A 23,933-nucleotide genomic window follows, 5' to 3' on the forward strand; every position below is an offset into this window, starting at 1 on the left:
TTTTCGCAAGAAAGATTGAGTACTTTTTACATGAACTCGACGAACGACGAGCTTTCCCAACGGAAGATTAAGATTGTTTCTGCGAAAACTGGTATAGAAAGTCGGTATTCCGTTGTTAAGGATTTTGAAGAGGACGTGAAGGAAATCGAATTGTTTGACCAATATTTTATGGGCGAGCTAGGTCTTTCTGAAAGGATGCAGGTATATAAAAAATACGCCACTGAACTTTCAATTAAGGCCGTTCGAAAAATTGAAAATTTTGATCAACGCAAGCATGGCATTACGCACCTGATCACCGTAACCTGTACTGGATTATTCGCGCCTGGTCTGGATATTGAAATGATCCGGGAACTTGACCTGAACCCAGCAACGCAGCGTAGCAGCATTAATTTTATGGGCTGCAATGCGGCTATCATAGCCTTGAAAAGCGCGGATGCCATTTGCAGAAGCCTGGCAGACGCAAATGTCCTGATCGTATGCACGGAGCTTTGCACCATTCATTTTCAAAAGAGATTCAACGATGATTACCTGCTTTCTAACTTAATATTTGGTGACGGATCAGCGGCTGTGATTCTTAGTTCTCAGCCCAATCAGGAGTTCTCTGAAAAGAAAATTCAGGTAAACAGATTTGATTCGATGATCCTTCACAACGGCTACCGTGATATGGCCTGGCAATTATCTGAAACCGGTTTTATTATGAACCTGACTTCTTACGTTCCGGGGTTAATAAAGGAAAATATTCTACCAATGTTAGATAAAATCAGGCTTTCTCCCTCTTCCATTGCGCATTGGGCGATTCATCCTGGCGGAAAGAAGATTGTCGACGACTTTGCCCTGGCACTGGGTCTTGATAAATCATCGCTTTCAGAAACTTATGAAGTTCTTAAAAACTACGGAAATATGTCTTCACCGACTGTTTTGTTTGTATTGAAAAAAGTGCTTGATAAAGCGGAGCAGGCTAATCTTGGAGAAAAGATTTTCACCGCAGCTTTCGGACCTGGATTAAGCATTGAAACAATGCAGCTTCAATATGTTTAAGTTTAGAAGTAAGGACAAAGAACTGCTCGATCAGGAGGAAATTCCGGAAAAAGATTTATTTCAAAACCTGCGTGAACTTGATTTTATAAACCATTGGCTAGGTGGCTATGACATATCCTTTTCAGGTTTAAAAAAAATAATTAAATCAGAAAAAAAATATACAATCGTAGATATCGGATGTGGAGGAGGAGATACGTTAAAGCGAATTGAAAAATGGCGAATGAAACATGGATATGTCGTTGATTTGTATGGAGTTGATTTGAAACCGGTATGTATTCAGTATGCAGAGAAAAACTCTGGAACGGCGGGAATTACTTTTATTTGCGACGATTATAGAAATATATATCAGCATGTTGAAAAAATCGACATCGTTCACGCCTGTCTTTTTTGTCATCACCTCACAACCGCAGAACTGGTTGACCTTATTAAATTCGCGATTAACAACAGGACAGTCTTGCTGATCAACGACCTGGAAAGGAATCCGCTGGCTTACTATGCAATTAAAATTTTAACAGGTCTTTTTTCAAAATCCTATCTTGTGAAAAATGATGCACCGTTATCAGTTCTCAGGGGTTTTAAGAAAAAAGAGTGGGTTTCAATTCTCGAAAAATCTGGCGCTGTCCGTTATACCGTTAAAAACAAGTGGGCGTTCAGGCATGAAATAATAATTTATGGAACCGATGTCTAACACCTATGATTGCGCGATTATTGGTGGTGGTTTAGCCGGACTTTGTCTATCTATTCAACTGGCAGAGCATGGTATTTCAGTTGTTTTATTTGAGAAAAATCAATATCCTTTTCATAAAGTTTGCGGTGAATACATTTCCATGGAAAGCTGGGATTTTCTTGCGCGTTTAGGTATGCCGTTAAACGAACTTGATCTGCCCATTATCAATGAACTGGGAATAAGTTCTGAGAAAGGATTTATGCTCAACCATCAACTCGGCTTAGGAGGTTTTGGTATCAGCCGTTTCACGCTTGATTCGCAGCTTGCAAAAATTGCAGCTGATAAAGGAGTGGAAATAGTACAAAATTGCAAGGTATACAACGTATCCGGGAGCGGTGTCGGAAATCGTCGAATCGAGACAACGCGGGGTTTGTTCGAATCGAAGATAATTTGCGGAAGTTATGGCAAATATACTCCGGCGTTTATCAATAGTGATCCGGATTTTAATAAAACCAAACAATCTGAATCTACAAAATTTATCGGTGTTAAATATTATATCAATACTAACCTAGCCGCAAATCGCATAGAGCTGCATAATTTCCAAGATGGTTATTGCGGCATATCAAAAGTTGGCACCGGGGCATACTGCTTATGTTATCTAACCACTGCGAAAAATCTGCGTGAGAATGGGAATGATATCAAACAAATGGAAGGACAAATTCTATATAAAAATCCGTTGTTGAAACAATATTTTACTGAATCTGAGTTTGTGAATTCTCAGGCTATGGTTATTAGTAATATTCAATTTCAAAAGAAACAAACCTTGGTAAATGAAATATTTCTGCTAGGCGATTCGGCAGGTTCGATAACACCCTTGTGCGGTAATGGAATGAGTATGGGAATGCGGGCTTCCAAATTGTTGGCAGATCTGTTGATTCCCTATTTTGACGAAAAAATTACTTTAGGTGCCGCAGCTACGAATTATCAAAAGGCCTGGGATTATGCTTTTGAGAAGCGAATTAAATCAGGTTATTATCTTCAAAATCTGTTTGGCAAAAAAAATACAACGGATATTGCCCTGCGCGCGCTGAGCAAGTTTCCGTTGTTGATGAACAAATTGGTTTCCCTGACGCACGGGGAAAAATTTTAAGCGCGCATCTGCGTTTTAGCACCTTGTTTCTGCTTATCAAGCGATGCTTTGGCTTCTCTGAAATATTTGAACGATACCCATAACATACCGAAACATTCTCCCTCATGTTTGCCCAGATGTTTGTGGTGCACTTTATGCGCCCTTCTGATCGCTTTTAAATAAAATGATTCGGTATTTCTGAAAATCTTAAATCGCTGGTGAATGAAAACATCATGAACTAGAAAATAGGCCATACCATAAAGAGTGATTCCTGTACCGATCCAGAAAAGTGCGTTGAAATCGTTCTGTACGCCGAGTAACAAACATAGGATTCCTGGGGTAGCGAAAATTAGGAAAAAGAAGTCGTTTTTCTCAAAAAAATCACCGTCATCTCTTTGATGATGATCATGGTGTAAAAACCAGAACAAGCCGTGCATCAGATATTTATGTGCAAGCCAGGCAACGCATTCCATACCAACAAAAGTGGCAATCACAATCAAAATGTTAACAAAAACAGGACTCATAAAATCGTCTATAATTTAATTTTACTCAAAACTTCATCTAAACAAATTTTGAACCATTCGGTGTAACTACCGGGGTTTTTTATCATATCAGCCCGAAGTTCCCGAGGGCTGATATATTTATAATTCAATACTTCCTCCGCATTAATCTCAGGTTTTTCGTCTGAAACCGCCCAGAAAATATGATCGAGTTCATGTTCGATCAGGCCATTGTCCACCGCCGCCTGATATTGGAACGAGTATAAAAAGTTCAAGGGAGAATGTATTCCCATTTCCTCATATAGTCGCCTTTTGGCGGCATTCACCGTACTTTCATTCGGATAGGGGTGGCTGCAACATGTGTTTGACCAAAGACCTTCTGAATGATATTTTCCAAATGCCCGCTGCTGAAGCAGGATTTCTCCCTTTGTATTAAAAATGAAGATTGAAAATGCACGATGCAAAGCACCTTTTTGATGTGCTTCGAGTTTCGGCATTAAACCGATTTCATCATCATTCTCATTTACTAAAACAACCTGATTACTCATTCTGATCCGGATTTAGGTGTTATAAAAGCTAGGTGATACCTGACCTGCTTTTATATTACTGATTATAACAACAAAAAATTGTCATAAAAGATCAAATTGATGACGAAATAATGACTGAAACATTAACCCGATTTTGTTATAATCAGGAATTCGGATCCGGGCTGTCATCACTTTTTCTGGTGGACATTCTTTGATACGGAGAAATAGTTTTTTGTAATAAAAATAAGCGAGATAAACGCCACGCCTCGCTCCGGCAGGCAGCTGTTTGATACCTATTAGCGCCTGGTCAAACTCTGCTTCAATTTCATCCTGAATTTTTGTTTTATCTTCAAATGTAAAATAGCGGAAATCGATATCCGGGAAGTAATTTCGACCAAGTAATTGATAGTCAGCCATTAGATCACGCAAAAAGTTGACCTTCTGAAAAGCAGATCCAAGCTTCATCGCATACGGATGTAAATCATTGTAAGTGACATAATTGCCTTCTGTGAAAACTCTTAGACACATTAACCCTACTACTTCCGCCGAGCCCATAATATACTGATTGTAGGAATCAACGGTATGCGTTGTTTTATATAAATCCATTTCCATACTTTTCAGAAAAGTATCGATCAATTCCCACTCAATATTATATTTATGAACTACTTCCTGAAAGCTGTTAAGAATTGGATTAATACTGATTTTCTGTTCTATTGCCTCAACTGTATCTTTCCTGATTTTATCAATTAAAAAATGTTTGTCATAGTCGTGAAAGCTGTCCACGATCTCATCAGCAAGGCGTACAAATCCATAAATGCCATAAATTGGTGCATGAAATTTCTTGTCAAGGAAGTTAATTCCCAAAGAAAAGGACGTGCTGTATAATTGAGTTGTTTTCTTACTGCACGAAGCGGATAACGTATCAAAAATCACTTTCATGGTTATTTATTTAGGAATTTAATAAGTTCATGAGCAGCGATCCTGCCCGATATTATGGATGGAGGCACGCCTGGTCCCGGCACTGTCAACTGGCCGGCATAGTATAAATTATCAACTTTTTTGCTCCTCATTTTTGGCTTGAAAAACGCCGTTTGCATCAGCGTATTTGCCAAACCATATGCATTCCCTTTGTAAGCATTATAATCGTTTACAAAATTTGACACCGAATAACTTCTCTTGTAAACAACATGCTCTCGCACATTCTCGCCTACAAATTTTTCTAGGCGTGTCATCAAAGTATTGTAATATTCTTCCTTAATTTCTTCTGTTTCAGTTAAACCAATGGCAATAGGCATCAAAACGAAAATATTCTCGCAGCCTTCCGGCGCTACGGACGGATCCGTTTTAGAAGGGCAACAAACATAAAATAACGGCTTGGTTGGCCATTTTTTCTCTTTGTAAATTTCAAAAGCATGCTGTTCGAAATCTTCGTCGAAAAATAGATTGTGATGCCTTAGCTTATCAATTTTCTTGTCAATGCCCAGATAAAAAAGCAGGCAGGACGGAGCAAAAGTCCGGTCCTCCCAATAATCTTCTTTGTAAGATCGAAAAGATTCGGGTAATAAACTATTTTCTATATGTTGATAATCAGCACTGCCAATGACGCCGTCAGTTGAGATAGACTTTCCGTTCGTATGAATATGGCTTATAGAGCCGGATTTGATTTCCAGGGAATGAATCGGGTGCGAAGTCTCAAATTTCACTCCGCAATCTTCAGATATTTTTTTGAAAGCCTCGACTACTTTTCCAAATCCGCCCATGGGATAGAAAGTGCCTTGTTTGAGACCTGCAAAATTCATTAAACTATATAACGCCGGGGTATCTTTTGGCATGGCACCCAGGAAAAGGACCGGGAACTCAATGATCGCAAGCAATCGTGGATCCTTGAAATACTGTCTGACGTGTTTGCTAAACGAGGAGAAAAGCTGAATTTTCAAGGCGTCGCGAAACAGTTTCAGGCTAATAAATTCGGTGATAGAATGACTGGGCTTGTAGACCATATCACCCATTCCAACCAGATATTTAAACTCTCCTTCGTCTATAAACTTGCGGAGTTTTGCAGCGCTTCCGGGTTCAATACTTTCAAAAAGCTCGCAGACGGACTCAAAATCGGCCGGGATGTCAAACACCTCATTTCCACCAAAAACTACCGCAAATCCCGGATCCAACTGTTTTAGGTCATAAAAATCAGCCGTTGTTTTACCGAATAAATTGAAATAACTTTCGTAAACGTCCGGCATCCAATACCAGCTCGGGCCCATATCAAATACGAATCCATTACTTTCGAAGGAACGGGCGCGCCCGCCGATCGTCGCGTTTTTTTCGAAAATAGTAACGTCGATACCGTTTTGCGCCAACACTGCCGAGGCTGCCATTCCTGCAAAACCGGAACCAATCACAGCAATTGTCGACTCTTTTTTATGCATGGAATTACTATTTCCCTGACTCATTTTGTGTTTTTAAAATTTGAATTAAACTTTCAATTGTGTATATCATTGTTATTCCTTTCCGTTCTGCGGTTTTGCCCATCACTTCATCCGATCCTGATATCAGAATTGAACAATCGGCAAAGTCCTTTGCCAGCTGGGTCAATAAGTTGTCAAATTCATTTTCAGGCTGATTTCTCACGAAAAATGAATACATATGAGTTGGACTGCACCGTTGGGCAACATTAGATAAATCATCATACGGAACACGCTGCCCAAGATAAACAACCTTTTTTCCATACTGCCTGATTAGGTAATAGGCGAAAAGAAGCCCTATTTCATGATCCTCCGATTCGTTTAAAAATAATATCCAGGTCTGATCTGCTTTTTCAGGCAACGGTAATTCTTCAATCGCTGAAAAAAGTTTCTGTTTGATCAGATTTGTCAAAAAGTGTTCCTGCGACGGAAGCAAATCATCCTTTATCCACATTAGTCCTGTGCGAACAAGTAGCGGATACATGATTTTAGTGTAGGTTTTGACCATACCAAAACGCTTAACCGAGTTGGAAAATAACTGATCAAAAAGTACTTGGTCATAGGTTGTTATTGCAATCAGTGCCTGATCGATGATCACTTCAACGTGTTTTTCGCTTTGAAATGACTCGGCAATTATCTTATCGATTTCCTCTGATAACTCATTATCGCTGAGTTTACTAATGTGGGATATTTTTCTGCCCCGCGTGATAAGCATACAAACATTTAGCAGTTTTTTTAGCTGCTGATCATCGTAAAACCGAATATTACTTTGTGTTCTTTCCGGCTCCAGCAGGCCATAGCGCTGCTCCCAAATCCGGATGGTATGTGCCTTCTGGTTGGTAATTCTTTCCAGATCTTTGATAGAATACAGAGCCATAATTCTGTTTAATGTTTTTTAAAAATAGTTAAACGAATTATATAAATCAATTTTATTTTATGAAAACAGAAGCTTTCGGGCACAGGGGAAAATCGTTCGAGAACTATTTGTATGCTTCCTTTTCCTTCGTCTATGTCACGCGTTAACAGATTTGAAAAGATTTTTTTAGTGTGGAGTAGGTTTTTTATAAAAAGTTGCTACATTTGATATTGAAAATATCTATTGATTGATTTCAAAAGTATCCGATACGTTATGGCAGCTCAGCAATTATTTTGGTCAGGAAACATCAGGCATCTCCGTCTTCGTAAGAAAATGAGTCAGGAGACATTGGCCGAAAAACTGGGAATTTCCCGTGTAAAGCTCAATGCCCATGAAAGTGGCCGGACGGTGAACCCCACGGTGGAGGATCTGGTCAACACTTCCGAGTTTTTTAAAATGAGTATCGATTGTCTTCTCAAAATAGATCTGACTACGCTTACCGAGCAGAAGTTGCAGGATCTCGAAGATGGGAGTGAGGCCTATATGTCAGGTAGTAAAATCCGGGTACTGGCGATCACCGTAGATAAGGAAGAGGCAGAAAATGTGGAATATGTTCCGGTAAAAGCGAAAGCGGGATACCGTTCCGGATATAATGACCCGGAATTTCTTGCAGGGCTGCCAAAATTTAACCTGCCGAACTTACCAAAAAACGGGACATTCCGTATGTTCCCGACGGTCGGGGATTCGATGTTGCCTGTTCCGGAAGGTAGTGATGTAATCACGCGGTACGTTCAGGATTGGCGGTTACTGAAAAAAGAAACGCCTTGTATCGTCATCTTAAAAGGCGATCAGGATTTCGTATTCAAGCAGGTTACGATTAACGACGATGGAACCATGCTTCTGCAATCTTTCAATAAACAATATTTTGCTTATACGGTCCCTGTTTCCGATGTCATTGAGCTTTGGGAATATTATAGTTTCCATAGTAAACAGCTTCCTGAGCCGCAAACCGATATGCAGCAGTTATTAAAAATGTTGCAGGAAGTTCAGCATGAAATCAAAGATTTGAAAAAATAAAGTCCATATTGGGTGTAGTATTAACGAATAGAAGCTCAGGGCTGATGACAGCCTTTGAGCTTCTATTTTGTGATGGCCGTGATCATCCCTCTGAAAATGAAGAAATGAAATGGTAATGATAAGTACCAGTATAGTCTTCCATAAAGTCCTTTTGGTCTAAATGTTGCCGTTTGCGTAAGGCGGTCGCCGTCTATCTTAAATTCGAGCCAGGCTTCTCCCGGCAATTTCATCTCAGCAAAAAGTAACAGACGTCCTTGTTTTTTATCTGCCAGTAAGACCCGCCAAAAATCGAGTGTATCTCCGGCGTTGATATCTATTCCGGATGTTCTCCCTCTGCGCATACCAACGCCTCCGGCCAGTTTATCAAAATATCCCCTAAGTTGCCAAAGCCAGGTTGCGTAATACCAGCCAGTATGGCCGCCAATCGCCCAGATCCTTGATTGCGTATCCAGCCGGTTTTTAAATTTAAAGTTTTTTACATCTTTGAAACATCCGTCAACCGGAACCTGCACATATTGAGAGAGTTTGGTATTAATTCGTCCGCTGATCAGAGAATCTTTCCAGCTTGATATAATTGCATTTTGCTCGATTTTGGTAAAAGCTGCGGCAATGGCGTCATGATAGGACATGGGGTGCATGTCCAGCAACGTGGCCAATCTATTGTCATGGCAAACAACTTCCACGGTCATACTGTCAACAAGTTTTGTAGCGAGCGAAAACGTGGTTGACGTCACAAAATAAAGCCAGTAAGAAGAAAGTCTGGGTGTCAGAACCGGCAAAGTAATAATGTATCGTTTCAGCTTTCTGATCTCTGCATATTGCAGGAGCATTTGTCTATAGGTCAACACATCCGGGCCGCCGATGTCAAAACTTGATCCAAACGTTTTTTCATTAAATAATACCTTCTCCAGCATGGTGATCACATCTCGTATGCCGATGGGCTGCGATTTGGTTTGCAGCCATCTCGGCGTGATCATGACTGGAAGTTTTTCTGTGAGGTCACGAATAATTTCGAAGGACGCACTGCCTGAGCCAATGATAATGCCGGCGCGCAAAGTCGTAAAGTTATAAGTTCCGCTTTTTAAAATATCCTCAACATTTTTCCGTGAGGCAAGATGTTTGGATAAATTCTGATCATTTATAATCCCGCTCAAATACACGATATGTTTTACGCGCGTCTTATTCATCCGGTTACGAAAATTTTCGGCGGACTGATCTTCCAGCTGCGCAAAATTTTTAGAGTTGGAGGACATCGAATGGATTAGATAATAAGCCCCGTCGATATCCTCTGGAATTTCATTCAAACTGGCGGGATTAAGAAAATCGATTTCTATAACGCTCACCTGATCGTGGTGTAAGTCCGGAATGGCAAATCTGCCTTTATCGCGTACACAGCAAACCACATGGTGCCCGTTTTCCACCAGCACGGGGAGTAATCTCTTTCCAATATATCCGGTAGCGCCTGTTAAAAGTATTTTCATATGATCACTTTTTTTACTGATTATTGCGAAAGATCTTATCAGCCATACCTACGAAATCTTTGTCAAAAAAGATTTGATGTTTAAGCAGTATTAAATGTTACTAATCTGAGATAATGCCGTCTAATATTTGCTTTATTGGAACAATAATGTAACGTTGGATAAGTATTTTAACAATTTTCCATTGAATTGTCCGATATTTTTATAATTTAAGTTATTTTTATATCAGCAAAATTAAAGACAAGATAGCCATGGTGCATGAGAAGGTATTCACGTTAAAAAATCGGAGAGAAGTAAAGGTTATTTTTAAATCAATTCCGAATCCGATTACACAGAAATTAAAATTTGAATATGAAATTTTGATCCGGGAGCCGGGAGAAAAATCATTCCGAATTCCGATTGGGATCAGTCATCCTAAATACTGGAAATTACAGAAATCATCCAAAGAACAGGGCTTTGAATTGATATTAACGTATAGCGGAATTAGCCGCAGGCATCTGCTTGAAGTGGAGAGGGAATTTAACAGCCTTTTTTTGATACCAGCCTGATCACTAGACTTCAATTTATTTCACCAGCTTCTTTCCATGAAAGAAGCTGGTTTTCTATTTTTTTAGTAAATACGCTTTACAACAACTTTGCTATTAGTAAGCTGCGCCGCATAAGCGCGGGCGTTCTCATTAGGAAGAGAAATGAAAGTTTGTTTCTTTTTCTTTCCGTCTGTGGTAACCCAGTTTGCAGAATAAATTTCAAACGGAGGAGCTCCGGCATAAATCGGGCGATTGTCTGAATGCACAAAATTATCTTCTTCTTCATAAGCCAGTTCAAGATCACTTCCTTCCAGCACTTCACAAATAATTCTCAACTTCCCAAATTCGTCATCTGCCAGGCCTTTGATACGAGCTTTTCCAAAAAATGGTTCTTCTCCAAATTCCCAACGGTCGTAGTATTCTATGATATTTCCAATCTGAGAATCAATATAATCTGCACTCAATTTTGTGTCCTGGTCCATGGTAGTAACGGCTTTGTTTAACATTTCTTTATCGGGGTAATCTAATCACGGATTTAGTGATTTAGACTTTTAAGTACTGATATTATTTAAACCATTTCAATCAAAAACTTGACTTGCGGTTTTATGAATATTTGCAAATATAGGAACGCCCGTATATCTACAACACAAAGAGCGATTTTTATTAGCGTATTTGAAGTTAAAATAGAAATAAATTTTATTATTCGGCATTCATCAGAAAAATTTATTTGCCGGACACGTTAAATTGATCTTTGTAAGTTATTTTATATCAGTAATTTATGGTATAAATTTTAAAAAATAGTTCTAGGAAATCATTTAACGTTGACTAAATCTAAATAGCAGTATAAAACAAAAGAATCCCGCAGTTACCGGATATTTTCAGACAATTTCTGAGTTTCCGGTGACTGCGGGTGTTGTTAATGCGTGGTTTTATCAGAAAATAAACTTCGTGCTTAAAAAATTCGAGCTGTCACTTTTGACGATAGCGTTGATCAGATTGGTGTTACTTTCATTCATTTTAAAAGCGACTAGTGAGCGGATCGAAAATGAGCGAATGGCGTCAGGAATAGAAAGTGTACCCTCCGCGCTATCCTTCCGGCCCGTGAACGGAAACGCATCAGGTCCGCGTTGTGACTGCGTATTAATGTTTACACGACTTACCAGATTTACCAGCGGGTCTATCAGCCAGGCAACTTCGTCCGCGTTTTCACTGAAAATGCTAACCTGTTGTCCGTGTGTCGATTCAATCAAAAAATCGATGGTTTCTTCCAAATCGTCGAAAGGCACAATCGGGATGATCGGACCAAATTGTTCTTCGCGATACAGTTTCATTTTATCGTTCACAGGGTAAACCACAGCCGGATAAAAGAAAGAAGCCGCAGAAGTTCCCCCATTTTCGTTCATTATTTTCGCGCCATTTGCTTCTGCGTCAGCGATACAATCGTTCAGGTATTCGATTTTGTTTGGCTCAGGCAGCGGAGTCAGCGAAACACCTTTTTCCCAAGGCATACCAAATTTCAATTCTGCCACAGCTGCACTAAATTGCTGAATAAATTCATCAGCAATACTTCTGTGAACCCAGACGATTTTCAGAGCGGTGCAGCGTTGTCCGTTGAAAGACAAAGAACCTGTTATTGTCTCTTTCACTGCAAGACTAATGTCTGCATGTTTGGTAACAATTGCCGCATTTTTCGCATCAAGCCCTAAGACGGCGCGCAGGCGGTTAACTTTTGGATGCTGTTTTTTCAACTCATTGGCAACCTTGCTGGATCCGATCAACGTCAAAACATTGATCTTTCCAGACTGCATGAGCCCTGGAACAATTGCGTTTCCACGTCCATAGATCACATTCACAACACCCTTTGGAAAACATTCTCTGAACGCTTCTTGTAACGGATAATGCAACAACGTACCAAATTTCGGGGGTTTGAATAAAATAGTATTACCCATGATCAGCGCGGGGATCAAGGTCGTAAAAGTTTCATTCAACGGATAGTTAAACGGACCCATACAAAGAACGACCCCAAGCGGGGAACGTCGGATTTGTGCCGCTATTCCATCGACAATTTCAAAACCTGAAGAATCACGGTCCAGATGTTTCAGCGAATCGATTGTTGCATAAATATATTCAACCGTCCGATCAAATTCTTTCGTCGAGTCAGCGAAAGATTTTCCAATTTCCCACATGATGAGCTTGACGATAATATCTTTCTGCTCGATCATTTTTCCGGTAAATTGCTCGACATGTTTGATACGGTCGGACACACTCATCGTCGGCCAGGCGCCACGTCCATTGTCATATGCAGCCACGGCTGCGTTGAGGGATTCCTGGGCTTCTGCTTCGGTACAGACCGGATAACTTCCAATCAGTTTTCGTTCTAATCCGTTTTCAGTTTTAATACAGATCGGTGAAAACACCTCATGAACAGGTCCGTCCCATTGCTTCATTTCACCGTTGCTCAGGTACTCGCGCTGATGAACTTCGGAGGGCAGTGAGAATTCTGCCGGAACATCTTTCGCTTCCACAAAGAGGTTCTCTAAAATAGTTTTGAAATCCATTGTCTGACTTTAAATAGTTGTTATTTACAATTTGCAATAAATTTACATGTCTTTTTGACAATTATTAAATAAGATAAAATATTCCCCTTGCGAGCCTGTTCTTTTTACCATATCTAAATAGTTTGTCCCAAAACTATTCTTAAATATTAACTATTCCAATGAACAATATGTATTTATTGAGAGTGTTGTTGCCTATTTTACCAGCGAGTTGATAAAGTTGGAAATTTCTTCGACATCCAGAACCAGGTCAATGTCCACTTTGGCTATGGCGTGTTGAGGCATATAAGGCATTTGAGCAGATTCAGGTTTCTGTGCAACGACAAAGCCGCCAGCTCGCTTCACCGCAATGAGCCCTTCTGTACCATCATCATTAGCACCGGAGAGCAGGATAGCAACCAGTTTCGGACCAAAGACGTCGGCTGCAGATTCAAAAGTTACATCGATGCTGGGGCGGCTAAAATTGATTTTTTCAGAGGAGTCGAGTGAGAAAGAACGTTTTTTTTCAATTAATAAATGATAATCAGCGGGTGCGAGGTAAATGTTCCCGGGTATCAACGGATCCTTATCTTCAACTTCTTTGGTTGGAATCAGCGTTTTAGTCGACAACAATGAGGACAGTGAGGAATCTCCTGAATTTTTACGATGCAAAACTATAATAATGGCTACGGATAAATTGGTCCGTAAATTAGGAAGCATTTCAAATAACACAGACAGACTTCCCGCTGAGCCTCCGATTACGACCGCTTTAAAGGTTTTTTTTATATCATTTTCTTCCATATTTTTTCTTTATCCAGCTGTCTGAATCTTGATTGTATGGTTGAAAATTTTAATGTTTCTTTTGATCCAAGTGCCAGAAAACCTAACGTTCCGAGGCTATCATCAAATAATTTCAAGGCTCGCTCTTGCAGATCTTTATCAAAATAGATGAGCACGTTTCGGCACAGAATCAGGTCAAACTCATTGAAGGATCCATCGGAAACCAGATTGTGCGTCGATATAATAATTTTATCAGATAATTCCTGATTAAGTTTTGCCTGCCCATAATTTGCGGTATAATAGGTAGAAAAATCTTTGGTACCCCCCGCAGCAATATAATTTTCAGAATACTGCTTCATTTGAGTCAACGGAAAAATTCCCTTCCTTACTTTTTCTAAAACACTTGGGTTTAAGTCTGTGGCATAAAGCAGAGATTTTTTTAGCAGATCAGCCTCTTGCAACATGATTGCCATAGAAAAAACTTCCTCCCCAGTAGAACATCCTGCATGCCAAATCCTTATAAATGGTTTCGTGCCGAGAATGGGTAAAATGTCTGTTCTTAAAACCTTAAAAAAGGATGGGTCCCGAAACATTTCTGTTACGTTCACCGTAATTTCCTCAACAAATCGTTTTAAATAGTCCTCTTCTGTGCGTATTCGGTATCGCAATTCTGCAAAACTGGGGAATTTGTCCAGGGCGCATAGCCTTATGATTCTCCGTTTTAACGAAGCCCGGGAATAACTATTAAAGTCATATCCGTAAATTTCGAGAACGTCATTTAGAAGTAAGTCTATTTCCTCATCCTCAATCGTCATATCAAACATCTCTTAACAATTGCAACAAATTGTCTACATTAATTGGTTTTGATATATAACCATCTGCACCAGCCTGCAAACATTTTTCCCGATCACCGACCATTGCCTGTGCTGTCACTGCAAATACAGGTGTCTTCTTTCTGGATTCAATACTTTTGATCAATGGAATGGCTTCATAACCATCCATATCCGGCATCATCATATCAATTAGTACGGCATCGATTACCTCATCTTTTCGTAATATTTCCAACGCTTCCCGGGCTCCGGAACATGAAATACAGTCAAATGATTTCGCACGCAGGGTAGCAGAAAGTGCAAAAATGTTTCTGGCATCATCATCAACGATCAACACCCTTTTCTTATGCATATTTATTAGTTATTGTCGAATGTGTAAATTCTTTTAAATTAAATATTTTCTACGATTTACCGTAAAGCCAAACGCGCAATAGGGACATAAGTTGGTCAATATCAACAGGTTTGGTGATATAGTCGGACGCGCCAGCATTGATACATTTTTCCCTGTCGCCCGTCATAGCCTTGGCAGTGACTGCAATAACAGGCAGATTTTTCCATTGATAATTTTCTCGTATCCTCCGGGCAGTTTCATAACCATCCATCTGCGGCATCATCATGTCCAGCAAAACTACATCGATTGAAGGATTTTCATGCAGCTTTTGAAGTGCTTCCTTACCATCCAGCGCAGTAATCACGTTCATTTTGTAATTCTCCAAAGACTTTGAAAGAGAGAAAATATTTCTCACATCGTCATCTGCAATCAGGACTGTTTTATTTTTTAAAATTTGTTCCAGAGCTCCCAGTTTTTTAAAATCTCCGTCGCGAACGGCAGGTTTTTTGTTCTCTTCAACCACATGCAAAAACAGCGAGACCTCATCAAGCATACGCTGATATGAATGTGCCGTTTTGACAATAATAGAATCGGCATATTGCTTTATCCGAAGCTCTTCGGAGAGTGACAAACTTTTTCCGGTGAATATAATGATTGGCAAATTTTCAAATCCAGGATTTTTCTTGGCCTCTTCCAGCATTTCATATGCGCTTTTATCGGGAATTCCCATATCGAGGATTACACAATCTACTTCTTCGGTTTTAAGTGCTTCGATGCCCTCTGAGACGTCACTTTTAAGTTCGGAATTAATGTTAAACGTTTCCAGGAAGTAGGCGAGTGCCTTGGCGTGCTGCGGATTGTCTTCCACAATAAGGACTTTTTTGGACTTCTTGCTTAACACGTATTCAATCTTTTTGAATATCTCCTGCATTTTTTCCAGAGCCATCGGTTTATCAATAAAATCGACGGCGCCTTTTATCAGGCTTTCGTTTTTCAGCTTGTGGGAAGACATGATATGAACCGGAATGTGTCTCGTTTTCGTGTTCGCTTTGAGTCTGTCCATTACTTCCCAGCCACTGATGATCGGCAGCTCGATGTCAAGCAAAATTCCCAGCGGCTTGAACGTTTCGGCAAGTTCCAGGCCTTCGTCTCCCCTAACTGCAACAATGCCTTTGTATCCTTTTTTACGTGTATAATCAAGAAGAGATTTTGCAAAATTTGTGTCGTCTTCGATGATCAGGATGGATTTGTCATGCTCAGTAATTGCGCTTCGATCATCCGGGATGCTTTCCGGAATGAGGCTACTGAGGTATCGATAATTAGGCTCATCGACTTTTTTGATCGCGACTTCCTCCTCAGCATGTTGGAAATAGTTGTTATTTTTAGGTTCAGTAGTAATTGCAGATTGGAAAATCGGAATGTCTAAAGTAAACTCACTCCCTGCACCAACAACACTCGCCAGCGATATTTCTCCGCCTAACAATTTAACTAGTTCGCGACTTATAGAAAGTCCCAGCCCAGTTCCTCCATACTTCCTTTTCGTTGAGCCATCCGCCTGTTGAAATGCTTCAAAAATTAATTGCTGCTTTTCTGGCGGAATACCAATACCGGTATCTTTGACAACAAAACAAATTGATTTTTTATTGACAGGACTTGACTTTACGGTCATTTCCACTGAGCCCTGGGAGGTAAATTTGAGAGCGTTGGAAATAAGGTTTTTCAAAATCTGTTCAAGACGCATTCTGTCTGTCTCGATAATCGAGGGAATACTTTCCTCAATAATAATTCGAAAATCTATGTTCTTCTGACGGGCAACAGGGCTAAAAAGTCCGTTCAATTCAGAGGCAATATCTTTTATCGAAACATTGGCATAGTCAAGATCCATCTTCCCGGCCTCGATTTTGGAAAGATCCAGAATTTCGTCGATCAAACCTAAAAGGCCGTTTCCGGACGACTGGATAACGGTTGCATACTCTACCTGATCGCTGTTCAGATTTTTCTCGTCATTCTCTGCAAGTAAGCGGCTCAACAACAAGATCGAATTGAGAGGCGTTCTTAATTCATGAGACATATTGGCCAGAAACTCGGACTTATACCTTGTTGTCAGTTCCAGTTCCTCAGCTTTTTTCTGAATTTCAATATTTTTTTCTTCCAGCAGTCCGCTGCGCTCTTCCAGTTCCTCGTTCGTTTGCTGTAATTCTTCTTGCTGAACCCTCAGTTCTTCTTCCGAAGCCTGGAGTTTTTGCGCTTGCGCTTCCAGCTCAGCGTTCAGGTTTTCGAGCTCGTTATGCTGTGTCTGCAATTCTTCTGACTGAGCCTGAGTTTCTTCAAGGAAATCCTGAAGTTTCACATAATCCAGCGCAGCATTTACGCCTATCGAAAGCATTTCAAGATTGTTGGTCAGGAATTGCATTTCAAGATCGTTCGGCTCGCGAAGCAGTCCCAGCTCGATGACGCCGATACATTCATTTGCATAAACCAAAGGCAAAATTACAAGACAAACCGGAGGGGTTTGACCAATGGAGGAATTAACCTTCACATAGTTTTCAGGCAGGTCACGAATAATAACCGGCGTTTTGTTTTTGATAACCTGTCCTGAAAGTCCTTCTCCTGCTTTAATTGATTGCGGTGCATTTGTCGCAGCAAAACAGCCTGCCAGCTTATAATTCCAGTCTCTGTCCAAAATATAAACAGTTCCGAGCGGAGCATTTATATAGCTCGTTATGAGTTCAATCAGATTCTCAGCGAGTTTATACAGAATCCGTTCGCCGCGTATCGCATCGCTTAGTCTGACCGTACCTGCCTGAAGCCAGTTTTTATTCGACAAATCCTTGAATGTCTGTTCAAGGGAATTGGTCATAAAATTTAATGCTGTCGAAATTCTTCCCAATTCATCGTCGGTATTATCTGTGCTTCTTACAGTATAATCACCCTCTGACACCATCTTTGTAATTCCTTCGATTACGGTAATCCGTTGATTGGTTTCCTGATATAAGGCCTCCGCTTCTTTTTGTTTTCTAATACGACTGTCGAGATCTTTTTTGATTCTAATATAGGCAAAGCCGGTGATCAGAATAGAAATCAAGGCTGCAAATAAAAGCAAAATAGGTGTGTAGGTAATATAGACCTGCTGTGCTTCGGTGCGCTGCTTTAAAATTCTGTTTTCTTCCACATTTATTCGCTCAACCACACTACGCAGCTGATCCATGACCTTTTTTCCATTGATCATTTCCTTCTGACGTTCCGAAATGTTATAGGCATATGCATCATTCCGTTTTGTCCGGTCGATGATCTTTTGCATTTGGATAAACTTCGCTTCATAAAGTTTCTTCACCTCAGCCAAATTTCGCTGTTGTGCAGGATTGTCGCTCGTCAGCTGAACCAAAGCCTTATAACTAGCCGTGGTTTTTTCGTAGGCTCCGTTATAAGGTTCCAGAAAAGATTCGTCCAAAGTCACAAGAAAGCCGCGCTGTCCGGTTTCTGCATCCTTCATATTGGACATAATATTCTCTGCTTCAATCAAAACCTCGTTGGTATGATTGACTAGCTTGGAATTTTGTATTAGTTTTTGGGTACTGTAAAACGAGGCGAAAAGACTCAGAACCAATAATAGTACTGAAAAAGAAAAGACAATCTGTAACTGCTTGATAATGGAGTTGGAAGAGGTATTTGGCATGGTCTTATTGATAAAGCTCGTCTGTGTTCAAGGACTCTGAGGGCTGTCCCTTTTGGGATAGAGGTAAAACTAATATAAAACTGGCGCCTTCATTTTCACTGCTTTTTGCAGAAATAATGCCGTTGTGTTTATCCATAATTTTTTTCGCAATCGCCAATCCTATACCGGTACCTTCGTAGCTGCTTTGATTATTAAGCCGTTGGAAAATCACAAAAATGCGGTCCAGAAATTTTTCGTCAAAACCAATTCCATTATCGCTGATCGTGATACGGCAAAAATCTCCTGTTGATGAAACCGGGGAATCTTCACTTTTGTATTCAATAATTTCTCCGGTGATGGAAATAACGGGTGAAGTATCGGGCTTGGAAAATTTCAAAGCATTACTGATCAGATTTTGGAATACCTGGCGGATCTGGCTGGGAATTGTTTCCAGGAGGGGCAAATGACCAACCTTCACTACGGCATGTTTTTCATGGATATTTTCTTCAAAATCTTCCAGAATCTCGTCAATCAGCTCATTTAAATTTGTCAGGATGAAATTGGCCGAAATTGATAAACGCGAATAGTCCAGAAGATCACTGATCAGGCTGGACATCCGTTTTGATGAACTGATAGATCGGTTCAGATAGGATTCCGCTTCAATATTGCCAGCGAGAAATTTGTCTTTGATAAGATGATTGAAGGTCTGAATTTTTCGTAGCGGTTCTTTCAGGTCATGCGAAACCACCCAGGCAAATTGCTGAAGTTCGTGATTGGTCGTTTCCAGTTCCGAATTTTTCACGACGAGCTCTTTGGTTCGTTGCTCAACCTTCTGTTCCAGAACCTCATTGGCCATTTTTTGCTGGTGAATATCGGTATAACTCCCAACCCATCGAATCACATTTCCTTGCTGGACAACAGGAATTATTTTTAAAAGAAAATAACGGAACTCTCCGGTAGAACGCTGCTTTAAACGTAGGTCGCACGAAAATTCTAAACCGTTTCGCAACGAATCTTTCCAGCTCTCGCAAAGATGATCGTCCGGATGGGTCTCTAATAAATTTTTTGTGTTGTCTGAATATTGAAACCAGAGCTTATTCACATATTCGATATTCCCGTCGGTTGACATCGTAAAAGCGATCTGGGGAAGTGATTCCAGAACAAACTGCAATTCCTGCATATGAGCTGCAAGGTCTTCCTGTGCCTGTTTGCGGGTTTCTATCTCACTTTGAAGTGACAACTGGATTGCTTTGAGCTGTTGCTGTTGTTCGTATAACTTATGGAAAGTTTTAACTTTCAGAAGGAGAATATCCGGATCAACAGGCTTCGTCAAATAGTCAATACCGCCGGAGGTGTATCCTTTTGTGATAAACTTTTTCTCTTTATTCACCGCTGAAAGAAAAAGAATTGGCGTGTCTTTTGCTTTATTGAAGCCGGAAATAGCTTCGGCCACTTCAAATCCATCCATACCAGGCATCTGCACATCCAGAATTATGAGCGAGTAGCTGTGGTTTAGGATTTTTTTCAGAGCCTCTTCCCCGGACTCCGCACTGTCAGTTTTGAAGTTATGCAGTTCAAGAATTTTTTTCAGAGGGAGAATATTTTCGGATCTATCGTCAACAATAAGAATCATAGACAGAAAGCGAATTTTTCGAGCGACCAAACGTGGTATATATCAATACTATTCATAACGTAAATTCTTTTCAAAACTAAATAATTCAAATTTAAACGTGTATACGTAAATATCATACCTGTAATGCGAATTTATTCGAAAATCTGTCTTGTCAGTAGGCAGAAACGATCTGGTGTAAGTTGGAATTTATTAAGCGGCTGCTATTTTATCAATCCATCTTCTTTCAAGTAAATTATGAACTGACTTACGTCATAACCGTTCATTTCTGTAATCTTTTTCTTGAACAAGGAATGTCTGCTGCCATATGTGATATCGTTTATCGCTTCATTTGTAATGAGTTTCAGTTCTTCAATCCATTTTTGAATCGTGATCAACGGATGAATATATGTTTTCTCAAAATCCTGGATGATCGGCATTCTCCCTTTTACTCTTGCAAGCTCTATGATCGCATTCACAATATATTCCTGGTCAGACGAATACTCCGTATCCTCATTACTTTCTTCTATTTTTAATAGAAACGCGTGAATTTCGTCCAGCGACGTTTTTTCTGATTTAATGTTGTGCGGCATAATTTTGACAGTTTATTATATAACTGGGGAATTTATTCCCTTATAAATCAAGGATTATAGCAAATTTGATATAAGTCAATTCACTCTGTTACAAAGTTTTATAAAAGATAAAAACTGAGCCGATTTATTAGCGCTTTGGAACGAAGTTTGTAGTAGAAGGGGAAACAACTAATATTGTTTTAATTATATTAAATATTAACTTATTAAAATTATGGCCAGAGAAAGTCAACTTAACGGCCTTGATATGACAACAAGGCGAAAAACTTCAACCCGTGCGTTCGAGGATATGAAAGCTGGGAAACGAGAAGAGGTTGCCAAGATAATGAACCCAATTATTCAGGAAAGAAAATTAGAAAAAGTGGGAACAGGCAGTCGTGAAGTAAAAGTAACAAAGGAGGAGCCTTATTTTAAACCGAGGTTAACAGTGCGTGCCAGAAAAGCAGGCAGATTAAATACAGGTGTAAGTATATCTGATGAATAGTTTAAATGAATAACCCAATATGCGGAACGAGCGGTCATGAAAATGGGCGCTCGTTTTTTTGTTTAATAGCAAGTAAAATGATGACTAAAAAGACTTAAATTCTAATAATGAATTATCAGGGAGTGCAGTTGCGCATCGAATTGTTTAAAACCGGTTGAACGGATTTATTCAATATTTCTGATTTTTATGTTAATATCCTGAGGAGCAACTTCATCGCCACCAAAATAGGGGAGAAGTTTATAGGATATTCCTAATCCGCCCGAGCAATGACGTGGCATAATGGTCGAATTTCCATTCAAAACAAAAACGTAGGTATCGTTCAGTGTGCTAAGCTTGTAACTTGACGATTTCCCTAGTTCGACGGTTCCTAATTCTTTCTCTTGTCGCTGGCCTGCAATATATACGTAGGCATAAATCCGTAAGGCATTTTCGCGCCAGTTCCAGCCAAAGCGGGCGCTGTTTACATGATGCTGCGTATTACAATCCGAAAATCCGAGCAGTTTATTAATGTCATGCTGATTTCCGGGATTCGCTGTCTGGTATATGCAAGTGCTGTCAAAAATTGCCTGGAATTTCAGTTCATTTCCTGTAAAAAGTCCATTGGAGTTATTATCAATTTCGTGATTTCCCTTACTTATTTTATAAGTAATATAATCGTCTCCAAAACTCGGTGTATTGCCAACCCATTGACAGGAGGACAAGCAAACCAAAAAGAAGATTACGACAAAACTTATTTTCATTGGATCCGATTTATGGCGCACAAAACAAAAATATGAAGTTTCCGCTTTATTGAAAACTTCATATTAACTATTGTGGAAAGTAACGTTTTAGGAATGCTTATATTGAATCGGGAACAACATTTTTCACCGCACGGGTTCCTTCATACAGCTCATATTCCAATAAGCGGCAGTCGATCGTGCTGGTATAAAACTCAATTCTGCGTTTTGCTTTCAGGCCAATTTTTTTGGCAAGATCTAGGTTTCCGGTGAAAACGTATCCAAAATAACCTTTGCATTTCTGCTTCATAAAATCACCGATCCTGGCATAGGTTTCTTCCAGTTCATCAATTTCACCAAGTCTGTCGCCATATTCCGGATTTACAAAAAAGACACCTTTTGCGCCTTCCGGAACTTCGGTATCAGCAAAATCGCAAACACCGAATTCAATCATATCGGCTACGCCGGCAGCAATAGCGTTTTTCTTAGCATTGTTGACAGCAAGCTCACTTAGATCTGTGGCAAGAATCCGGAGTCCAGGCACTTCCGCGATCTGATCTTCGAGTTTGTACATTTCGTTGTAATAAACCTCTTTATCATAACCCTGAATATGCATAAAAGCAAAATTGTCACGGAACAATCCCGGCCGTGTATTACTCGCAACTAAAGCAGCTTCAATCGCCAGCGTGCCCGATCCGCACATAGGATTGACAAATGGAGACTTTCTGTCCCACTGGCTCGCAAGAATTGTTGCGGAAGCCAATGCTTCGAGCATCGGAGCCCGTCCGGGTATTTTTCGATAACCGTGACGAGCAAGCGAATCGCCGGAGGTATCCATGAAAATTTCAGCATTTTCATGTTTCCAGAAAAGATGTACAACCGCACCTGTCAATTCAGAACCTGTTGACGGGCGCGTTCCCCGTTTTTCTCTTAACCGATCCACAACAGCATCTTTAACGCGTAGATTAGCAAACATTCCGTTATTGATCGTCGGATGCTGAACATTGCTTGTTACCGAAAAATAACCTGGATCAGGAAGAATATTCTCCCATTCCATTTTTAGTAAATGGGTGTAAACTTCATCGGGATTATTTGCCTGAAATTTTTCCAAACTGTACAACACCTGGCTGGCGCAATACAAATTCAGGTTAAGAACAATGCAGTCGTTCATGGTTCCTTTTACGCGGACACCAGTAACAAAAGCCTCTTCGATTGTAAATCCGAGATCCTTCACTTCCTGTTCCAGATAAGGCGCAAGACGTTTATTGCAGGTAATGATAATCGAGGATTCGGTTGTATATAATGACATAAAACTTTGTTCAATGCTAAAAGTAAGGCCGCAAAGGTAACGGTTCGCCTCGGAGTTTTGATGCGTTTCGGGGAAATGTTTGGATTGAATCTTCGTGGAAAGTTACCTGATAGTCAATAATATTTCAAATTTGAACAGTACAGCGTATGATTTCGGTAAAATTTTATCTATTTTTCCATCTGAACGAAACATTCTTCTGATGACACAGGAAATTAACAATCCCTTACCAAATGCATACGAGGCCATTGATCTGGCTACCAAAGCCTCCGGCTTTAACATGGCGTCTGATATTCAGACTTGTTCATTGCTGAAAACACTGGCCGCTTCAAAGCCATCAGGTAGGTTTCTGGAACTCGGAACAGGTACGGGATTGTCGACCTCGTGGATTCTTGCGGGTATGGATAGAAATTCCACGCTGCTGTCAATCGATAATGATGAGAAGTTTTTAGACATTGCCGATCGGTATTTGTCACAAGATTCTCGCCTGGCTTTGGTACTTGCGGACGGAGAAGAATGGGTAGAAAATAATCTGGAAATGAGATTTGATTATATTTTCGCAGATACCTGGCATGGAAAATATTTGCTGCTGGATGAGGTTTTAGAAATGTTGAACAAAGGTGGAATTTATATCATCGATGACATGATGCCGCAGCCAAACTGGCCGGAGGGACATGACCAAAAAGCAAAAAATCTGATCAAGGATTTAGAAGCGCGAAAAGATCTTGCAATAACAAAACTGGTTTGGGCGACGGGAATCGTGATAGCTGTAAAATTATAATCTGCTATAAAACAAAAAGCCTGAGATGGATTTTATTCCGATCTCAGGCTTTTTTC

Annotated in this window: 22 protein-coding genes; 6 read left to right on the forward strand and 16 right to left on the reverse strand. The window is 40.1% G+C overall.

The genetic code is table 11. The features are described from left to right. The first annotated feature begins 15 nt into the window (after nucleotides 1–15). The 3 genes from L0657_RS07515 to L0657_RS07525 are packed head-to-tail and all read left to right on the forward strand — an operon-like array spanning nucleotide 16 to nucleotide 2,855. Complete coding sequence (locus L0657_RS07515; RefSeq protein WP_235150432.1) at nucleotides 16–1,038, forward strand: type III polyketide synthase; 1,023 nt, start codon at nucleotides 16–18, stop codon at nucleotides 1,036–1,038. Further along, nucleotides 1,031–1,726 (forward strand): methyltransferase domain-containing protein, encoded by a 696-nt coding sequence (locus L0657_RS07520; protein WP_235149868.1) that lies wholly within the window; start codon nucleotides 1,031–1,033, stop codon nucleotides 1,724–1,726. Before L0657_RS07515 ends, L0657_RS07520 begins: the two co-directional genes overlap by 8 nt. Beyond that, nucleotides 1,719–2,855 (forward strand): NAD(P)/FAD-dependent oxidoreductase, encoded by a 1,137-nt coding sequence (locus L0657_RS07525; protein WP_235149875.1) that lies wholly within the window; start codon nucleotides 1,719–1,721, stop codon nucleotides 2,853–2,855. Before L0657_RS07520 ends, L0657_RS07525 begins: the two co-directional genes overlap by 8 nt. Here the strand turns inward: L0657_RS07525 and L0657_RS07530 are convergent. From L0657_RS07530 to L0657_RS07550, 5 genes are all read right to left on the reverse strand, one after another. Further along, entirely contained in the window at nucleotides 2,852–3,358 is a 507-nt protein-coding gene (locus tag L0657_RS07530) for a sterol desaturase family protein (protein WP_235149879.1), read from the reverse strand. The genes L0657_RS07525 and L0657_RS07530 overlap by 4 nt on opposite strands. An 8-nt stretch (nucleotides 3,359–3,366) precedes the next feature. Further along, nucleotides 3,367–3,882 (reverse strand): isopentenyl-diphosphate Delta-isomerase, encoded by a 516-nt coding sequence (gene idi / locus L0657_RS07535; RefSeq protein WP_235149880.1) that lies wholly within the window; start codon nucleotides 3,880–3,882, stop codon nucleotides 3,367–3,369. Between the two features lie 81 nt (nucleotides 3,883–3,963). Beyond that, nucleotides 3,964–4,800 carry a phytoene/squalene synthase family protein gene (locus L0657_RS07540; protein ID WP_235149881.1) on the reverse strand — a complete coding sequence of 279 codons (837 nt, stop codon included), beginning with the start codon at nucleotides 4,798–4,800 and terminating at the stop codon, nucleotides 3,964–3,966. 2 nt (nucleotides 4,801–4,802) lie between these two features. Continuing rightward, the gene (locus L0657_RS07545) at nucleotides 4,803–6,311 is read right to left on the reverse strand and encodes an NAD(P)/FAD-dependent oxidoreductase (protein WP_235149883.1); all 1,509 of its coding nucleotides are present in this window, start codon (nucleotides 6,309–6,311) and stop codon (nucleotides 4,803–4,805) included. Then, entirely contained in the window at nucleotides 6,295–7,200 is a 906-nt protein-coding gene (locus L0657_RS07550) for a MerR family transcriptional regulator (protein WP_235149885.1), read from the reverse strand. Before L0657_RS07550 ends, L0657_RS07545 begins: the two co-directional genes overlap by 17 nt. A gap of 252 nt (nucleotides 7,201–7,452) precedes the next feature. Between L0657_RS07550 and L0657_RS07555 the strand changes: the two genes are divergently transcribed. Then, nucleotides 7,453–8,256, forward strand: a complete 804-nt coding sequence (locus L0657_RS07555) for a helix-turn-helix domain-containing protein (protein WP_235149893.1) — start codon at nucleotides 7,453–7,455, stop codon at nucleotides 8,254–8,256. 62 nt (nucleotides 8,257–8,318) lie between these two features. Here the strand turns inward: L0657_RS07555 and L0657_RS07560 are convergent, their stop codons facing one another. From L0657_RS07560 to L0657_RS07600, 9 genes are all read right to left on the reverse strand, one after another. Then, complete coding sequence (locus L0657_RS07560) at nucleotides 8,319–9,737, reverse strand: SDR family oxidoreductase (RefSeq protein WP_235149900.1); 1,419 nt, start codon at nucleotides 9,735–9,737, stop codon at nucleotides 8,319–8,321. 607 nt (nucleotides 9,738–10,344) lie between these two features. Then, on the reverse strand, nucleotides 10,345–10,767 hold the full coding sequence (locus L0657_RS07565) for a hypothetical protein (RefSeq protein ID WP_235149902.1): 423 nt from the start codon (nucleotides 10,765–10,767) through the stop codon (nucleotides 10,345–10,347). A 426-nt stretch (nucleotides 10,768–11,193) separates the two neighbouring features. Then, entirely contained in the window at nucleotides 11,194–12,819 is a 1,626-nt protein-coding gene (locus L0657_RS07570; RefSeq protein WP_235149904.1) for an NADP-dependent glyceraldehyde-3-phosphate dehydrogenase, read from the reverse strand. Nucleotides 12,820–13,011: 192 nt separating this feature from the next. After that, a complete protein-coding gene (locus L0657_RS07575) occupies nucleotides 13,012–13,596 on the reverse strand; it encodes a chemotaxis protein CheB (RefSeq protein WP_235149906.1) in 585 nt (194 codons plus the stop codon). Further along, nucleotides 13,578–14,390 (reverse strand): protein-glutamate O-methyltransferase CheR, encoded by an 813-nt coding sequence (locus tag L0657_RS07580; protein ID WP_235149908.1) that lies wholly within the window; start codon nucleotides 14,388–14,390, stop codon nucleotides 13,578–13,580. The genes L0657_RS07575 and L0657_RS07580 overlap by 19 nt, the downstream gene beginning before the upstream one ends. Nucleotide 14,391: 1 nt before the next feature. Then, nucleotides 14,392–14,757 (reverse strand): response regulator, encoded by a 366-nt coding sequence (locus L0657_RS07585; protein WP_235149909.1) that lies wholly within the window; start codon nucleotides 14,755–14,757, stop codon nucleotides 14,392–14,394. Between the two features lie 49 nt (nucleotides 14,758–14,806). Further along, entirely contained in the window at nucleotides 14,807–18,412 is a 3,606-nt protein-coding gene (locus tag L0657_RS07590; RefSeq protein WP_235149913.1) for a response regulator, read from the reverse strand. A gap of 4 nt (nucleotides 18,413–18,416) precedes the next feature. Beyond that, a complete protein-coding gene (locus tag L0657_RS07595; RefSeq protein WP_235149916.1) occupies nucleotides 18,417–20,024 on the reverse strand; it encodes a response regulator in 1,608 nt (535 codons plus the stop codon). A 200-nt stretch (nucleotides 20,025–20,224) separates the two neighbouring features. Continuing rightward, entirely contained in the window at nucleotides 20,225–20,593 is a 369-nt protein-coding gene (locus tag L0657_RS07600; protein WP_235149918.1) for a hypothetical protein, read from the reverse strand. Between the two features lie 211 nt (nucleotides 20,594–20,804). Between L0657_RS07600 and L0657_RS07605 the strand changes: the two genes are divergently transcribed. Further along, complete coding sequence (locus L0657_RS07605) at nucleotides 20,805–21,074, forward strand: hypothetical protein (RefSeq protein ID WP_235149920.1); 270 nt, start codon at nucleotides 20,805–20,807, stop codon at nucleotides 21,072–21,074. A 164-nt stretch (nucleotides 21,075–21,238) separates the two neighbouring features. Here the strand turns inward: L0657_RS07605 and L0657_RS07610 are convergent, their stop codons facing one another. Both L0657_RS07610 and L0657_RS07615 read right to left on the reverse strand, forming a co-directional pair. Further along, nucleotides 21,239–21,814 (reverse strand): hypothetical protein, encoded by a 576-nt coding sequence (locus L0657_RS07610; protein WP_235149921.1) that lies wholly within the window; start codon nucleotides 21,812–21,814, stop codon nucleotides 21,239–21,241. A gap of 97 nt (nucleotides 21,815–21,911) precedes the next feature. Further along, on the reverse strand, nucleotides 21,912–23,099 hold the full coding sequence (locus L0657_RS07615) for a class I SAM-dependent RNA methyltransferase (protein WP_235149924.1): 1,188 nt from the start codon (nucleotides 23,097–23,099) through the stop codon (nucleotides 21,912–21,914). A gap of 199 nt (nucleotides 23,100–23,298) precedes the next feature. On the opposite strand from L0657_RS07615, the gene L0657_RS07620 reads away from it, so the two are divergent. Then, entirely contained in the window at nucleotides 23,299–23,877 is a 579-nt protein-coding gene (locus L0657_RS07620) for an O-methyltransferase (RefSeq protein WP_235149925.1), read from the forward strand. The last annotated feature ends 56 nt before the right edge of the window (nucleotides 23,878–23,933 follow it).

Source organism: Dyadobacter sp. CY345 (assembly GCF_021502725.1).
Classification (GTDB): Bacteria; Bacteroidota; Bacteroidia; order Cytophagales; family Spirosomataceae; genus Dyadobacter.

Coding starts and splice junctions, on each gene's coding strand:
- L0657_RS07520 (WP_235149868.1), top strand. CDS start 1,031: ATGTTTAAGTTTAGAAGTAAGGACAAAGAACTGCTCGATCAGGAGGAA.
- L0657_RS07525 (WP_235149875.1), top strand. CDS start 1,719: ATGTCTAACACCTATGATTGCGCGATTATTGGTGGTGGTTTAGCCGGA.
- L0657_RS07530 (WP_235149879.1), bottom strand. CDS start 3,358: ATGAGTCCTGTTTTTGTTAACATTTTGATTGTGATTGCCACTTTTGTT.
- idi (WP_235149880.1), bottom strand. CDS start 3,882: ATGAGTAATCAGGTTGTTTTAGTAAATGAGAATGATGATGAAATCGGT.
- L0657_RS07540 (WP_235149881.1), bottom strand. CDS start 4,800: ATGAAAGTGATTTTTGATACGTTATCCGCTTCGTGCAGTAAGAAAACA.
- L0657_RS07545 (WP_235149883.1), bottom strand. CDS start 6,311: ATGAGTCAGGGAAATAGTAATTCCATGCATAAAAAAGAGTCGACAATT.
- L0657_RS07550 (WP_235149885.1), bottom strand. CDS start 7,200: ATGGCTCTGTATTCTATCAAAGATCTGGAAAGAATTACCAACCAGAAG.
- L0657_RS07555 (WP_235149893.1), top strand. CDS start 7,453: ATGGCAGCTCAGCAATTATTTTGGTCAGGAAACATCAGGCATCTCCGT.
- L0657_RS07560 (WP_235149900.1), bottom strand. CDS start 9,737: ATGAAAATACTTTTAACAGGCGCTACCGGATATATTGGAAAGAGATTA.
- L0657_RS07565 (WP_235149902.1), bottom strand. CDS start 10,767: ATGTTAAACAAAGCCGTTACTACCATGGACCAGGACACAAAATTGAGT.
- L0657_RS07570 (WP_235149904.1), bottom strand. CDS start 12,819: ATGGATTTCAAAACTATTTTAGAGAACCTCTTTGTGGAAGCGAAAGAT.
- L0657_RS07575 (WP_235149906.1), bottom strand. CDS start 13,596: ATGGAAGAAAATGATATAAAAAAAACCTTTAAAGCGGTCGTAATCGGA.
- L0657_RS07580 (WP_235149908.1), bottom strand. CDS start 14,390: ATGACGATTGAGGATGAGGAAATAGACTTACTTCTAAATGACGTTCTC.
- L0657_RS07585 (WP_235149909.1), bottom strand. CDS start 14,757: ATGCATAAGAAAAGGGTGTTGATCGTTGATGATGATGCCAGAAACATT.
- L0657_RS07590 (WP_235149913.1), bottom strand. CDS start 18,412: ATGCCAAATACCTCTTCCAACTCCATTATCAAGCAGTTACAGATTGTC.
- L0657_RS07595 (WP_235149916.1), bottom strand. CDS start 20,024: ATGATTCTTATTGTTGACGATAGATCCGAAAATATTCTCCCTCTGAAA.
- L0657_RS07600 (WP_235149918.1), bottom strand. CDS start 20,593: ATGCCGCACAACATTAAATCAGAAAAAACGTCGCTGGACGAAATTCAC.
- L0657_RS07605 (WP_235149920.1), top strand. CDS start 20,805: ATGGCCAGAGAAAGTCAACTTAACGGCCTTGATATGACAACAAGGCGA.
- L0657_RS07610 (WP_235149921.1), bottom strand. CDS start 21,814: ATGAAAATAAGTTTTGTCGTAATCTTCTTTTTGGTTTGCTTGTCCTCC.
- L0657_RS07615 (WP_235149924.1), bottom strand. CDS start 23,099: ATGTCATTATATACAACCGAATCCTCGATTATCATTACCTGCAATAAA.
- L0657_RS07620 (WP_235149925.1), top strand. CDS start 23,299: ATGACACAGGAAATTAACAATCCCTTACCAAATGCATACGAGGCCATT.